This is a genomic window from Mycobacterium sp. NGS57, assembly GCF_059812405.1.
Genome location: NZ_JCALCP010000017.1, coordinates 1 through 14,414, shown reverse-complemented (window position 1 = coordinate 14,414; position 14,414 = coordinate 1). Strand labels below are relative to the sequence as shown.

At 75.4% G+C, this 14,414-nt stretch carries 9 protein-coding genes; 6 read left to right on the top strand and 3 right to left on the bottom strand.

Features of this window, described 5'->3' with window-relative positions:
* Positions 1–91: 91 nt before the first annotated feature.
* Both fadD4 and AC5Y43_RS23555 read left to right on the top strand, forming a co-directional pair.
* Positions 92–1,615, top strand: a complete 1,524-nt coding sequence (gene fadD4, locus AC5Y43_RS23560) for a fatty-acid--CoA ligase FadD4 (RefSeq protein WP_499976603.1) — start codon at positions 92–94, stop codon at positions 1,613–1,615.
* A 2-nt stretch (positions 1,616–1,617) separates the two neighbouring features.
* The gene (locus AC5Y43_RS23555) at positions 1,618–2,577 is read left to right on the top strand and encodes an enoyl-CoA hydratase/isomerase family protein (RefSeq protein ID WP_499976703.1); all 960 of its coding nucleotides are present in this window, start codon (positions 1,618–1,620) and stop codon (positions 2,575–2,577) included.
* On the opposite strand, the gene AC5Y43_RS23550 is transcribed toward AC5Y43_RS23555, so the two are convergent.
* Positions 2,571–2,984 carry a CD225/dispanin family protein gene (locus tag AC5Y43_RS23550; protein WP_499976601.1) on the bottom strand — a complete coding sequence of 138 codons (414 nt, stop codon included), beginning with the start codon at positions 2,982–2,984 and terminating at the stop codon, positions 2,571–2,573. The two genes, AC5Y43_RS23555 and AC5Y43_RS23550, sit on opposite strands and share 7 nt — an antisense overlap.
* Positions 2,985–3,062: 78 nt before the next feature.
* Positions 3,063–4,229 (bottom strand): acyl-CoA dehydrogenase family protein, encoded by a 1,167-nt coding sequence (locus tag AC5Y43_RS23545; RefSeq protein WP_499976598.1) that lies wholly within the window; start codon positions 4,227–4,229, stop codon positions 3,063–3,065.
* A 9-nt stretch (positions 4,230–4,238) separates the two neighbouring features.
* On the opposite strand from AC5Y43_RS23545, the gene AC5Y43_RS23540 reads away from it, so the two are divergent.
* From AC5Y43_RS23540 to AC5Y43_RS23525, 4 genes are read left to right on the top strand one after another with little or no spacing between them, the layout of a single operon-like run.
* The gene (locus tag AC5Y43_RS23540) at positions 4,239–5,246 is read left to right on the top strand and encodes a MaoC family dehydratase (protein ID WP_499976596.1); all 1,008 of its coding nucleotides are present in this window, start codon (positions 4,239–4,241) and stop codon (positions 5,244–5,246) included.
* A gap of 41 nt (positions 5,247–5,287) precedes the next feature.
* Positions 5,288–5,887, top strand: a complete 600-nt coding sequence (locus tag AC5Y43_RS23535) for a TetR/AcrR family transcriptional regulator (RefSeq protein ID WP_499976594.1) — start codon at positions 5,288–5,290, stop codon at positions 5,885–5,887.
* Positions 5,884–7,029: a phenylacetate--CoA ligase family protein gene (locus tag AC5Y43_RS23530; RefSeq protein WP_499976592.1), complete on the top strand. Its 1,146-nt coding sequence runs from the start codon at positions 5,884–5,886 to the stop codon at positions 7,027–7,029. Before AC5Y43_RS23535 ends, AC5Y43_RS23530 begins: the two co-directional genes overlap by 4 nt.
* Positions 7,002–7,265: a hypothetical protein gene (locus AC5Y43_RS23525; protein ID WP_499976590.1), complete on the top strand. Its 264-nt coding sequence runs from the start codon at positions 7,002–7,004 to the stop codon at positions 7,263–7,265. Before AC5Y43_RS23530 ends, AC5Y43_RS23525 begins: the two co-directional genes overlap by 28 nt.
* Before the next feature lie 6 nt (positions 7,266–7,271).
* Here the strand turns inward: AC5Y43_RS23525 and AC5Y43_RS23520 are convergent.
* Positions 7,272–14,414, bottom strand: a 7,143-nt coding sequence (locus AC5Y43_RS23520) for a hypothetical protein (protein WP_499976714.1), incomplete at its 5' end; no start/stop codon positions are given.

Genomic DNA, 14,414 nt, shown 5'->3' with positions numbered 1-14,414 from the left:
CGCACTGTAAGGCAGGTGCGTGGCAACCGAAAGAGAAGCGCGAACCCGACACCTTGACACCCGTCAACTTCGCGCATCGTAGAGTTCAGCCATGCAGATTCGCGAGCACGCCGAAGCGCACCCCGACAAGCCCGTCGTCATCCTGCACCCGTCGGGCACGGTGGTGACGTTCGGCGACATGGAGGCCCGCGCCAACCGGCTGGCGCACCACTTCCGGCGGGCCGGCCTCGTCGAGGGCGATGCCGTCGCGATCCTGATGGAGAACAACGAGCACATCCACGCGGCGATGTGGGCGGCGCGCCGCAGCGGCCTGTACTTCGTGCCCATCAACACCCACCTGACCGCGGCCGAGGCCGCCTACATCGTCGACAACAGCGCCGCCAGGGCGATCATCGGCTCGGCGGCGCTGCGCAAGACGTGCGAGAACCTCGGCGAGCACCTCCCGGGCGGCCTGCCCGAGCTACTGCTGATCGCGGACGACGATCTGGACGGCTGGGCGCGCTACCCGGAATGCGTTGCGGACCAACCCGATACGCCGATCGCCGACGAGATCGAGGGCGACCTGTTGCAGTACTCGTCGGGCACCACCGGCCGGCCCAAGGGCATCAAGCGCGAACTGCCGCACGTCCCGCCCGCCGAGGCACCGGGCATGATGTCGGCGCTGGTCCAGTTCTGGATGAACCCCGAGACGATCTACCTGAGCCCGGCCCCGCTGTATCACACCGCGCCGTCGGTGTGGTCGATGACCGCGCAGGCCGGCGGCATCACCACGGTCGTGCTGGAGAAGTTCGACGCCGAGGGTTGCCTCGACGCCATCCAACGCTACCGGGTCACCCACGCCCAGTTCGTCCCGGCCCACTTCACTCGTATGCTGAAACTTCCTGCGGCCGTGCGGGATTCGTATGACGTCTCGTCGCTGCAGCGCGTGATGCACGCGGCGGCGCCGTGCCCGGTGGAGATCAAGCAGCAGATGATCCAGTGGTGGGGGCCGATCGTCGACGAGTACTACGCCTCCTCGGAGGCGCACGGCTCGACGCTGATCAGCGCCGAGGAATGGCTGGCCCACCCGGGATCGGTCGGCAAGCCGATGGCGTGCGTCGTGCACATCCTCGACGAAAACGGCAACGAACTGCCGCCCGGCCAGCCCGGGGAAATCTACTTCGAGGGCGGCAACGCCTTCGAGTACCTCAACGACCCGGACAAGACGGCCTCCTCACGCGACACGCACGGGTGGTCGACCGTCGGCGACGTCGGCTACCTCGACGAGGAGGGCTACCTCTACCTGACCGACCGGCGCCACCACATGATCATCTCCGGCGGGGTGAACATCTACCCGCAGGAGGCCGAGAATCTGCTGGTGACCCACCCGAAGCTGTTGGACGCGGCCGTGTTCGGCATCCCCGACGACGAGATGGGCCAGAGCGTCAAGGCCGTGGTGCAGACCGTCGACCCCGCCGACGCGACCGGCGAGTTCGCCGACGAACTCCTGGCGTGGCTGCGGGATCGCTTGTCGCACTACAAGTGTCCGCGGTCGATCTCCTTCGAGGCGCAACTGCCGCGCACCGACACCGGCAAGCTCTACAAGGGCGAGCTGGTGAAGAAGTACTCCGTGTGACGCTGCGCGTCGTTGACCTGACAGAACCGCCCGAGGCCGGCGGTGCGACGCCGCCCGGCGTGGTGATCGCGGTGGGTCCGGTTGCCGACGCACCCGAATACTGGCTGGAGCGAGCGACTTTCACGCTCACCGAGGACGCCGCTGACGACCGGCGGGCGATCACGGTCGACTCGGTTCCCGCGGCCCTGACCGAGCTCCAGCGGCGCTTCGAGCGCTGGCCGCACGCCAGCGCCGTGTGCGACGACGTGCTGCGATCCATCGATCCCGACGGTCCGACGCTGTCCGGGGTGGTGACCGAGTCGCTGGCCTACTCGACGCTGCAGAGCGGCCCGGAGTTCGCGCGCTGGCTCGACGAACGCGGCCCGGCGCGCATGCCCGAGATCGCCGACCCGGTGCTGGCCCGCCGCGACGGCGACACGTTGCGCATCGCATTCAACCGGCCGCAACGGCACAACGCGTTCTCCACCGACGCGCGGGCCGCGCTGCTCGAGGCCCTGGCCGTCGCGCAGCTGGACCCGTCGGTGACCGGGATCGTGTTGGGCGGCAACGGCCCGTCGTTCTGCAGCGGCGGCGACCTCGCGGAGTTCGGCACCTTCGCCGACCCGGCGAGCGCGCACCTGGCCCGCACCCGACACAGCCCCGCGCTGGCGCTCGACACGCTTACCTCCCGGCTGGGCCGGTCGTGTCGCGCCGAGGTGCACGGCAGGGTGCTGGGCAGCGGGCTGGAGATGGCGGCGTTCTGCGGATGGGTTGTGGCGCAAGATGATTCGGTGTTCGGCCTACCCGAATTGGGCCTGGGCCTGATCCCCGGCGCCGGCGGCACCGTCAGCGTCACCCGCCGGATCGGCCGCTGGCGCACGGCGTACCTGGTGCTGTCCGGGCGCACGGTCGGCGCCGACACCGCGCGGTCCTGGGGCCTGGTGGACGCGACTTACGTTGGCGCCCAACGGGACGCTCAGTAGCCCGAGTAGGTCGTGGTGGTGGTGGACGGAAGGGTCGAGGCGGCCATGCCCAGGATGAAGAGGAAGAGATACACCATCGCGACGATCACCCACAAGACACCGCCCACCACCGCGCCGATGATGGCCCACTTCTTGGCGTTGTTGGCCGCGGCCTGTGCCTCGCCGTAGCGCCCCTGGACCCACAGCCCGGAGACCTTCGTGGAGTAGACAATCGAGACGATCCCGAACGGCAGGCAGCACAGGACCGTGCACAGGATCGCCCACACGAGGTAGTTGTCCGGCTCGCGCTGTGCGGGCCAACCCGGCTGCGGCGGCGGGTAGCCGGGCGGTGGCGGCGGCTGCTGCCATGGCGGCTGCTGGGGCTGCCATTCGGGGGAACCTTCGTACGGCCCTGGGGGATAACTCATGGCAGTTTGCCCTTCTTCGGTTCCCTTGGGTCCGGCAAATATAGCGTAGGGCACCGTGCCGGGCGGGCAGATTCGCCGCTAGATGCCGCCGCGCGCGACCAGCTGTCCGGCGATCACGTTGCGCTGAATTTCGTTGGTGCCCTCGCCGACGATCATCAGCGGCGCGTCACGGAGGTAGCGCTCGACGTCGTATTCGGTGGAGTAGCCGTAGCCGCCGTGGACGCGCACGGCGTTCAGCGCGATCTCCATCGCGGTCTCGGAGGCGAACAGCTTTGCCATCCCGGCCTCCATGTCGCAGCGCTCGCCGCTGTCGAAGCGCTCGGCGGCATACCGGGTGAGCTGGCGGGCGGCGGTGAGCTTGGTCGCCATGTCGGCCAGGTAGTTGCCGACGGATTGGTGTTTCCAGATGGGCTTTCCAAAGCTCTCCCGCTGCTGGGCGTAGGCCAGCGCGTCCTCGAGCGCGGCCGTCGCCACCCCCAGGGCGCGGGCCGCCACCTGGATGCGGCCCGTCTCGAGGCCCTTCATCATCTGCGCGAAGCCCTCGCCCGTGCGCCCGCCCAGCACGGCCGACGCGGGGGCGCGCAAGTTGTCGAACGACAGCTCGCACGCCTCGACGCCCTTGTAACCCAGCTTGGGCAGGTCCCGCGACACCGTCAGCCCCGGCCCGTGTTCGACGAGCACGATCGAGATGCCCTGGTGGCGCGGTGTGGCGTCGGGGTCCGTTTTGCACAGCAGCGCAATCAATCCCGAGCGGCGCGCGTTGGAAATCCAGGTCTTCGATCCATTGATCAGCAACGCATCCGGGCCGTCCGGCAAAGCAGTGGTCGTCATGTTCTGCAGGTCCGATCCGCCGCCCGGCTCCGTCAGCGCCATGGTGGCGCGCAGCTCGCCCGTCGCCATCGACGGCAGGTAGGCGCGCTTCTGTTCCTCGGTGCCGAACAGCGTCAGCAGCTTGGCCACCACGGTGTGTCCGCCCATCGCGCCGGCCAGGCTCATCCAGCCGCGGGCCAGCTCCTCGGTGACGCGCACATAACACGGCATCGACACCGGCGACCCGCCGTACTCCTCGGGAATGGCCAGCCCGTAGATGCCGATCCGCTTCATCTGGTCGATCCACGCCTCGGGGTAGGTGTTGGCGTGCTCGGCCTCGCGGACGGTGGGTTTGACGTCGCGGTCGATGAACGCCCGCACCGTGGCGACCAGCATGTGTTCTTCGTCGTTCAGCTCACTGCTCACGTGTGCCATATTGGCCCGGTGACTTTTGCGCGCGTACGCGAGGGCGGTCCTTACTTCGACGACCTGTCGACGGGACAGGTCTTCGACTGGGCGCCGGCGATGACGCTGTCGGCGGGGATGGCCGCCGCGCATCAGGCCATCGTGGGCGACCGGCTGCGGCTGTCCCTGGACACCGATCTGTGCACCGCGGTGACCGGATCGCCGGGGCCGCTGGCGCATCCGGCGCTGGTGTGCGACGTGGCGATCGGGCAGTCGACGCTGGCCACCCAGCGGGTCAAGGCCAACCTGTTCTATCGCGGCCTGACGTTTCACCGCTTCCCGGTCATCGGCGACTCGCTGTACACCCGCACCGAAGTGGTTGGGCTGCGGGCGAATTCGGTGAAGTCCGGCCGGGCGCCGACGGGGCTGGCGGCGCTGCGGATGATCACGATCGACCAGGCCGACCGGTTGGTGCTCGACTTCTACCGCTGTGCCATGCTGCCGGCCGGCCCGGACTGGCGGCCCCGCGATGCGCCCGGCGACGACCTGTCGGTAATCGGCGCCGACGTGCCCGCCCCGGCCCACGACCCAACCGAGCAGTGGGACGCCGACGCGTTCCGGAACAAGGTGCCGGGCCCGCATTTCGACCCCGGCCTCGCGGGTGCGGTGCTGCGCAGCACCGGGGACGTGGTCACCGGCGCGCCCGAGCTCGCCCGGCTCACGCTGAACATCGCTGCGGTGCACCATGATTCGCGGGCCGGTGGGCGCCGCCTCGTCTACGGCGGGCACACCATCGGGCTGGCGCTCGCGCAGGCCAGCAGGCTGCTGCCCAACCTGGTGACGGTCCTGGGGTGGCAGTCCTGCGACCACACCGGCCCGGTGCACGAGGGCGACACCCTCTACAGCGAGCTGCACGTCGAAACCGCGCAGCCGGTCGCACACGGGGGAGTGCTGGGGCTGCGCTCGCTGGTCCACGCCGTCTCGGACACACCGGAGGCGCCGGATCGCCCCGTGCTGGACTGGCGGTTCCGCGCGCTGCACTTCTAGATACCGTTGACATCCGAATACCGACGGTATTTAATTTCGGCATGCCCACCCGGCTGCGGCGTGCAGAGCAGGTCGAACAGAATCGCGGGCGCGTGCTGGCCGCGGCTCAGCGGGTCTTCATCGAGCGCGGTTACGCGGGGGCGACCCTCGAGGCCATCGCCGAGGAGGCCGGCTTTTCCAAGGGCGTCGTCTACTCCCAGTTCGGCAGCAAGCCCGACCTGTTCTTCGCGCTGCTCGAGCAGCGCATCGAGCAGCGCGCGGCCAATCATCGGCGCGCGGTGACCGGCCTCAGCGGGCTGGACGCTTTGAATGCGCTCCTTCGCGCGGGCGCCGAAGACGACCAATCCGCGCCCGGCTGGCAGTTCGTGCTGACCGAGTTCCGGGCGCAGGCCGTGCGCAACCCGGACCTCAACCGCCGCTACGCGACGCTGCATTCGCGCGCGGTCGACCAGTTCGCCTCGGTGCTCACGCACGTCTTCGACAGCGCCGATCTGGTCCCGGCGATTCCGGCCCGGTCGCTGGCCGAGTTCATCTTCGCGACCTCGACCGGCGCCGCCTTGGAGCGCAGCGCCAATCCCGCCGCGGTTCCCGAGCGGCAAATCGTCGAGTTCATGTTGCCCGCTTTGGGATTCACGCGATGACGACGACCGTGCCCACCTGGGACGAGCTGCGCCGCACCGTGCAGGCCGACCTATTGGACGGCGCCGCAGCGCATTTCGCGCGGCTGTCGTGGGAAGCCGACCAGATCCACTCCGAGCAGCGTCGCGGCCTGGCCAGGCTGCTGGCCCACGCGGCCGAGCACTCCCCGTTCCACGCGCGACGGCTACGCGGGATCGACCTGGACGCGGTCGATCCCCGCGACATGTCTGCGCTGCCGGTGATGACCAAGGCCGACATGATGGCCGACCTCGACGACGTGTTCACCGACCGCCGGCTGCGCCGCGCGGACGTCGAGTCCGCGCTGAGCCACACCCGCGCCGAGCCCGTCCCGCTGCTGGACGGGTACGTCGCGCTGGCCTCCGGCGGGTGCTCGGGGGCGCGGGGCGTCGTCGTGATGGACCGAGAGGCCCTGGCCGCCTTCGCTGTTGCGGTGCTGCGGCCCGCCGCACCCGGAACGCTCTCGCGCCCGCCGCAGGCCGACGATGTCGGGGTGTTGGTGGCGGCGCCGTCGGCCGTGCACGCCACCGGTTTGGTGACGTCGCTGACGGTCGGCGACTGGTCGTTCGGTCGCTTCCACCTCATCCCTGCGACCCGCCCGTTGCCCGCGATCGTGGCGCAGCTCAACGGGATTCGGCCCACCATTCTCGGCGGATATGCCTCGATGCTGGGCCGGCTGGCCGCCGAGGCGCGCCTCGGGCGCCTGCAGATCCGCCCGGAGCAGGTGTCCTCGACCAGCGAAACGCTGCTCCCGGAGCTGCGTTCGGCGATCCGGGCGGCCTTCGGCGCACCCGTCTACGACGGCTTCGGGTCCACCGAGGGCCTGTTCGGCAGGACGGGCCCCGACGACGACGTCTTCGCCTTCAACACCGACATGTGCGTGGTCGAGCTCGTCGACGCCGACAACCGTCCCGTGCCGACCGGTGCGCCCGCGGCAAAGGTGTTGATCACCAACCTGTACAACCTGACCCAGCCGTTGATCCGCTACGAGCTCACCGACACGTTTACCCGGGTGGCCGACGCCCCTGGCCACGGACACCTGCGCGCCCGCGTGCGGGGCCGCACCGACGACGTCTTCCATTACCAGACGGAACGGCCGTGCACCCCATCGCGATTCGCTCGGTGATGGTGGCCACCCCTGAGGTCATCGACTACCAGGTAACCCAGACGTCGCACGGGATCGACGTATCCGTCGTTGCGACGGGCGATTTCGCCGCCCACGCCTTCCTCTCCCGGCTGACGAGCGCGCTGGCCGAAGCCGGGCTCGAAGGCGCCGGCGTCACCGCGTGCGCGGTCGACCACCTCGACCGCAACGCCGCCAGCGGCAAATTCCGCCGGTTCGTCCCGCTCCCGGACGCCTGAGCCGGCTCAGCCGGGGTTGCCGGGCGTGCCGGCGGTGCCGTCCGCGCCGGTGTTGCCGTTGGCGCCGCCGCCCTGTCCGCTTCCGGCCGACCCGCCGTTGGGCAGCACGACGGTGCCGCCGGCGCCGCCGAGGCCGCCGGTGCCGCTGCCGCCCGTGGTGCCGCCGGTGCCGGCCGCGCCGCCCGATCCGGCCGCGCCGCCGTTGCCGCCGTTGCCGCCACTGGGGCCGGTACCGCCGTTGCCGCCGTTGCCGCCGCCACTGAAGCCGCTACCGCCCGCGCCGCCGGTTTGGGTGGCGCCGGTGTTGCCGCCGTTGCCGCCCTTGCCGCCGTTGCCGGCCAGGCCGCCATTACCGGATGTCGCGCCGCCGGCCCCGCCGGACCCGCCCGCGCCGCCGAGACCGCCGTTGCCGCCGGTGCCGCTGTTGCCGCCGTTGCCGCCGTTGGGGTTGGTGGCGGTGCCGGCCGCGCCGTTGCCACCGGTGCCCGGTGCCCCGCCGTTGCCGGCGGCACCACCGGTGCCGCCCGCCCCGCCGTTGCCCGCACCCAGCGCGTTGCCGCCGCTACCGGCTGCGCCGCCGGCCCCGCCGGTGCCGCCGTTGGCGCCGGTTCCACCGGTGCCGGAGTTCACGGAGAAGTCACCGGCGGCGCCGTTGCCGCCGGTCCCGCCGGTGCCGCCCTGGCCACCGCCGCCGCCATTGCCGCCGTTGCCGGAGATCGTGCCGCCGGCACCGCCGGTGCCGCCGGAGCCGCCCGCCCCGCCGGTACCGCCGGTGACGCCGCTGGCGCCGGGGGTGCTGCCGCTGGCGCCGGTCGTGCCGGTGGCGCCGTTGCCGCCGGCCCCGCCGTCACCGCCGTTGCCCAGGTTGCCGCCGCTACCGCCGGTGCCGCCGTTGCCGCCGTTGCCGCCGGCGAAGGTGGTGCTGCCGCCGGCCCCGCCCTTGCCGCCGTTCGCGGCGGCGCCGTTGGTGCCGGGGGCGCCGGCCGGCGAACCGGTGCTGGTGGTGCCGGCCAGGCCCGCCGACCCGGCGTTGCCGCCGTTGCCGCCCTTGCCGCCGTTGGGGTTGCCGGCGGTGCCCGCCGCGCCCGCGCCGCCGTCGCCGGCCGTTCCGGCGTTGCCGCCGTTGCCGGCGTTGCCACCGGAGCCGGCAGCGCCCGCAATCCCGGACGTGACCGTACCGCCGGCGCCGCCGTTGCCGCCGGCCCCGCCGGCCCCGCCGTTGCCGCCGCTGCCGCCGTTCTGACCGCCGCCGGGCCCGTTGCCGAACGCGCTCGAGCCGGCCGTGCCGGCCGCGCCGGTCACACCGTTGCCGCCGACCCCGCCGGCCGCACCGTTGCCGCCGGCCCCGCCGGTGCCGCCATTGCCCGAGACCGTGCCACCCGCGCCGCCGGCGCCGCCGGCGCCGCCGGCCCCGCCGGCGGTACCGGAGGTGCCACTTGCGCCGCTGCCGGACCCGTTGACGCCCGCCGTGCCCGCGACGCCGTTGCCGCCGGCGCCGCCGGCGCCGCCGTTGCCGTAGCTGCCGCCATCACCGCCGGCGCCACCCGTGCCGCCGCTGGCGCCCGCGACGGTGGGGGTGTAGCCGGTGCCGCCGGTGCCGCCGTTGCCGGCCTGGGCCGCGGTGCCGTTGGTGCCGTTGGTGGGGGTGCCGGAGCCGGTGCCGGCGGTGCCGCCGATCCCGGGCGTTTCGGTGCCGCCGTTGCCGCCGTTGCCGCCGTTGGGGTTGTTGGCGGTGCCGTTGACGCCGTTGCCGCCGTTGCCTGCCGTGCCGGCGTTGCCGGCGTTGCCGCCGTTGCCGCCGGCGCCGACCGTGCCATTGGCGCCGACACCCTGCGCCGTGCCCGCGGCCCCGCCGTTGCCGCCGGCGCCGCCGTTGCCGCCGGCACCGCCGTTGCCGCCGTTCTCGCCGCCGTTGACGCCGTTGCCGAAGGCGTCGCTGTCGGCGACGCCGTTGGCGCCGTTCACGCCGTTGCCGCCGTTGGTACCGTTGCCGCCGTTGCCGCCGGCCCCGCCGTTGCCGCCGTCGCCGGAGGTCGACCCGCCCAGACCGCCGGCGCCGCCGTTGCCGCCGCTGCCGCCGGAATGACCGGCGGTGCCGCTGTCGCCGGCGTTGATCCCGTTGGTGCCGGACACGACCGCCGACACACCGTTGCCGCCGGCGCCGCCGTTGCCGCCGTTGCCGATCGCGCCGCCGTTGCCGCCGGCCCCGCCGTTGCCGCCGCTGGTGTCCGGGGTGGTGGGGGTGTAGCCGGTGCCGCCCTGGCCGCCGTTGCCGGCCGGCCCGGTGACCGAAGCGCCGTTGGTGCCGCCGGTCGGCGTGCCGGTGCCGGTGCCGACGGCGCCGCCGCTGCCCGCCGCGCCGGGGTTGCCGCCGTTGCCGCCGTTGCCGCCGTTGGGGTTGGCGACGGTGCCGGCCGCCCCGGACCCACCGTTGGCCGGCTTGCCGGCGTTGCCGCCGTTGCCCCCGTTGCCGGCGGTGCCGGTGCTGCCCGCGCTGCCGTTGGTGGCCGTGCCGGCGACCCCGCCGTTGCCGCCGACACCGCCCGCGCCGCCGTCGCCGCCGTTGCCGCCGTTGCCGCCGGCGCCGTTGTTGACCCCGGCGACGCCGAACTGGCCGATCCGGCCGTTGCCGCCGTTGCCGCCGTTGGCGCCGTCGCCGCCGGCGCCGCCGCTGCCGGCGTTGCCGAGCTGGCTGCCGCCGTTGCCGCCGGCCCCGCCGTTGCCGCCCGCCCCGCCGGCGATGCCGGAGGTGCCGCTGGCGCCCGGTGTGATGCCGTTGCTGCCGGACGGGCCCGCGGTGCCGTTGCCGCCGCTGCCGCCGTTGCCACCGCTGCCGTAGTTGCCGCCGTTACCGCCGGCGCCGCCGGCGCCGCCGCTGGTGCCCGAGGCGACGGGGCTGAAGCCGTTGCCGCCGTTGCCGCCGTTGCCCGACGGGGTGGTGGGCACGTTGCCGGCGGTGCCGCCGCCGCCGTTGGTGTTGCCGATGCCGCCGCCGCCGGCGCCGCCGGCGGTACCGGCGTCGCCGCCAGTGCCGCCGCTGCCGCCGTTGGGGTTGCCGGCGGTGCCCGCGGCGCCGTTGCCGCCGTTGCCGCCGAGCCCGGAGTTGCCGCCGTTGCCGCCGGCGCCGCCGTTGCCGTCGTGGTAGCCCGCGCCGAAGTGCGCGCCACCGTTGCCGCCGGTGCCGCCGCCGGCGCCGTTGCCGCCGGCGCCCCCGTTGCCGCCGTTGCCGCTGTTGATGCCGGCCGCGCCGTTGGCGCCGTTGCCCCCGGTGCCACCGCTGCCGCCGTTGCCGGCCGCGCCGCCCGCGCCGCCGTCGCCGCCGACCGTGCCGCCCAAACCGCCCTGGCCGCCGTTGCCGCCGGCGCTGCCGTTGCCGCCGGCACCGCCGTCGGCGCCCGGGCTGGCGGCGTTGGTGCCGGCCTGACCCGCCGCACCGTTGCCGCCGTGGCCGCCGGTGCCGCCGATGCCGTACTGCCCGGCGTTGCCGCCGGTCCCGCCGTTGCCACCGGGCCGGGTCGGGTCGTTGGAGTTCCAGCCGGCCCCGCCGGTGCCCCCGTTGACGACGTTGGAGGTGGTGTTGACGACGCCGTTCTGGCCCTGGGTGCCGGGGTTCAGGCCGGTGCCCGCGGCGCCGCCGATACCGACGGTGGTGCCGGGGTCGCCGCCGTTGCCGCCGGTCCCGCCCGTGGGGTGGGCGGCGGTGCCCGAGGCGCCGGTGCCGCCCACCCCGCCGAGCCCGGTGTTGCCGCCGTTGCCGCCGTTGCCGCCGTTGCCGACGGTGCCGTTGGTGACGCTGCCGGCGTTGCCGCCCGCCGCGCCGGCACCACCGGCACCGCCGAGGCCGCCGGTGCCGCCGGTGCCGCCGTTGACGCTGAAGTCGCCGGTGCCGCCGGTGCCGCCGGTGCCGCCCTGGCCGCCGTTGCCGCCATTGCCGCCGCTGCCGCTGTTGCCCTGGATCGTGCCGCCGTTGCCGCCGTTACCCGCGGCGCCGCCCTGGCCGCCGGTGTTGCCGACGCCGCCGGTGCCGGCGGGGTTGGTCCCGGTGCTGCCGGTGCTGCCGATGCCGCCGGTGTAGCCGTTGCCGCCGTTGCCGCCGTTGCCGTAGGACCCGGCGTTGCCGCCGTCGCCACCGGCGTAGCCGGTCTGGCTCGCGCCCGGGACGCCGAAGGCGTTGCCGCCGTTGCCGCCGTTGCCGGTCATCGTGGTGGGCGTGGCGCCCGGAGTGCCGTTGGTTCCGCCACCGGTTCCGGTGCCGCCGGCGCCGCCGCTGCCGACCAGCCCGCCGGCGCCGCCGTCGCCGCCGCCGAGGAAGCCGTTGCCGCCGTTGCCGCCGGCGCCGCCGGTGCCGCCCGGGCCGCCGCTGCCGCCGTTACCCGTGCCGCCGGCGAATCCGTTACCGCCGCTGCCGCCGTTGGCGCCGTTGCCGGCGTCGCCGCCCACACCGCCGTAGCCGTTGTACTGGCCGCTGTTGCCGCCGGCGCCGCCGTTGCCGCCGTTGCCGCCGCGCGTCCCCGCGGTGCCGTTGGGGCTGCCGTTGGTGCCGTCGGTGCCGTTGGTGCCGGGCAGGCCGTTGCCGCCGTCGCCGCCGGCGCCGCCGCTGCCGTACGGTCCGCCGTTGCCGCCCGCGCCGCCGTTGCCGCCGTCGGGGTTCTGCGGGGTGCCGTTGGCGCCGTCACCGCCGTTGCCGCCGTTGCCGGCGAGGCCGGTGGGGGTGGTGCCCGCGGTGCCGTCGGCGCCGTCGGCGCCCTTGGTCGAGCCGCTGCCGCCGGTGCCGCCGTTGCCGCCGTTGGCGCCGGCGCCTGCGATGGTGCCGCCGTTGCCGCCGGCCCCGCCGTCGGGATGCTGGGTGGTGCCCTCGGCGCCGTTGCCGCCGTTGCCGACGGTGCCGCCGCTGCCGCCGTTGCCCGCGTTGCCGCCCGCTCCGCCGGCGCCCGTGCTGCCGTTGGCCGCGGTGCCGCCGGCCCCGCCGGCGCCGCCGTTGCCACCGACCGCGCCGCTGCCGCCGTTGCCGCCGTTCTGGCCGCCGCCGATGCCGGTGCCGTAGGCGTTCTGGTTCGCGATGCCGTCGGCGCCGTCGCCGCCGGCCGCGCCGCTGCCGCCGTTGCCGCCGTCGCCGCCGGCGCCGCCGGCCCCGCCGTTTCCGGCGACCGAGCCGCCCTTGCCGCCGCCGCCACCGGCCCCGCCGGCGCCGCCGGCCTGACCGTTGGCGCCGTTGGCGCCGGCGCCGGACAACGCGCCGTCCCTGCCGTCGACGCCGTTCCCGCCGGCCCCGCCGGCGCCACCGTCGCCGTGGCTGCCGCCGTCACCGCCGGCGCCGCCGGCGCCACCGCTTGCGCCCGGCAGGACCGGGGTGTAGCCGACACCGCCGTTGCCGCCGTTTCCGGCCACGCCGGTGAAGTCCGCTCCGGCCGTGCCGTTGCTGCCGGTGCTCACGTTGTCGCCGCTGGCGCCGCCCGTGCCGCCGGCGCCACCGGTGCCCGGGTTGCCGCCGGTGCCGCCGGAGCCGCCCGCCTTGCTGATGGCGATGCCGTCCGCGCCGTTGCCGCCGTCGCCCGGTGTGCCGGCCGCGCCGCCGTTGCCGGCGTTGCCGCCGGCGCCCGCGATGCCGGGGTTGCCGTGCAGGCCGGAGGTGCCGGCGACACCGCCGGTGCCGCCGTTGCCGCCGGTCCCGCCGTTTCCGCCGCCGCCGCCGTTCTGGCCGGCGCTGACGCCGTTGCCGTAGGCGTTGACGCCCGAGATTCCGTTGGCGCCGTCCTGGCCGGTGCCGCCGGTGCCGCCGTCGGCGCCGTTACCGGCCGCGCCGCCGTTGCCGCCGTTGCCCAGGTCGGCGCCGGCGTTGCCGCCCGCGCCGCCGTTGCCGCCCGACCCGCCGTTCTGGCCGGTGGCGCCGCTGTCGCCCGGGTTGAGGCCGGGGGCACCGGCCGCGCCGGCGACGCCGTTGCCGCCCGCGCCGCCGTCGCCGCCGCTGCCGTAGGTGCCGCCGGAACCGCCCGCGCCGCCATCGCCGCCGCTGGCGCCGGGGGTCGTCGAGGTGAACCCGGCGCCGCCCTTGCCGCCGTTGCCGGCCGGGGTGGTGGGCAGCGCACCGTCGACGCCGTTGGCGCCGTTGGTGGAGCCGAGGCCGCCGGTGCCGCCGCCGCCCGCGGTGCCGGGGTTGCCGCCGTTGCCGCCGACGCCGCCGGTCGGGTCCGCGGCGGTGCCGGTCGCGCCGTTGCCGCCGTCGCCCGGCGTGCCGGCGTTCCCGCCGTTGCCGGCCTGGCCGCCGGCGCCGGTGGTGCCGCGGGTGCCGTGCGCCGAGGCGCCGCCGGCCCCGCCGTTGCCGCCGTTGCCGCCCGTGGCGCCGTTGCCGCCGCTGCCGCCATTCTGGCCGCCACCGATGCCGGTGCCGTAGTCGTCCACGCCCGCCACGCCGTTGGAGCCCGTCACGCCGGCGCCGCCGTGGCCGCCGGCGCCGCCCGTGCCCCCGCTACCGCCGGCGCCGCCGTTGCCCGAGACCGCCCCGCCGCGGCCGCCGGCGCCACCGCTGCCGCCGGACCCGCCGGCCTGCGCGTTGCCGCCGTTGTCGCCGGGGTTGACGCCGTCGGTGCCGTTGTTGCCGGCCACGCCGTTGCCGCCGTTACCGCCGCTACCGCCGTTGCCGACCAGGCCGCCGTTGCCGCCCGCGCCGCCGTTGCCGCCGCTGGCGCCGGCCGCCGTCGGGTTGAACCCGGCGCCGCCGTTGCCGCCGTTGCCGGCCGGGCCGGTGACGCCGGCGCCGATGCTGCCGTTGGCGCCCGTGGTCGATCCGGTGCCGCCGCTGCCGGCCGCGCCGCGGAGGCCGGGGTTGCCGCCGTTGCCGCCGGCGCCGCCGTTCGGGTTGGTGCTGGTGCCGGCCGCGCCGTTGCCGCCGCTGCCGGGTGTTCCGGCGTTGCCGCCGCTGCCACCGGCGCCGCCGGCCCCGCTGGCGGCCTGGGTGCCGGTGCCGCCGAGGGTCTTGCCGCCGACGCCGCCGTTGCCGCCGGAGCCGCCGGCCCCGCCGCCGCCGCCGTTGCCACCGGCCTGGCCCTGCCCGGCGGTGCCGTAGGCGGTGGAGCCCGCGGTGCCGGTGTTGCCGTTGACGCCGGTGCCGCCGTTGCCGCCGTTGGCGCCGGCCCCACCGGCGCCGCCGAC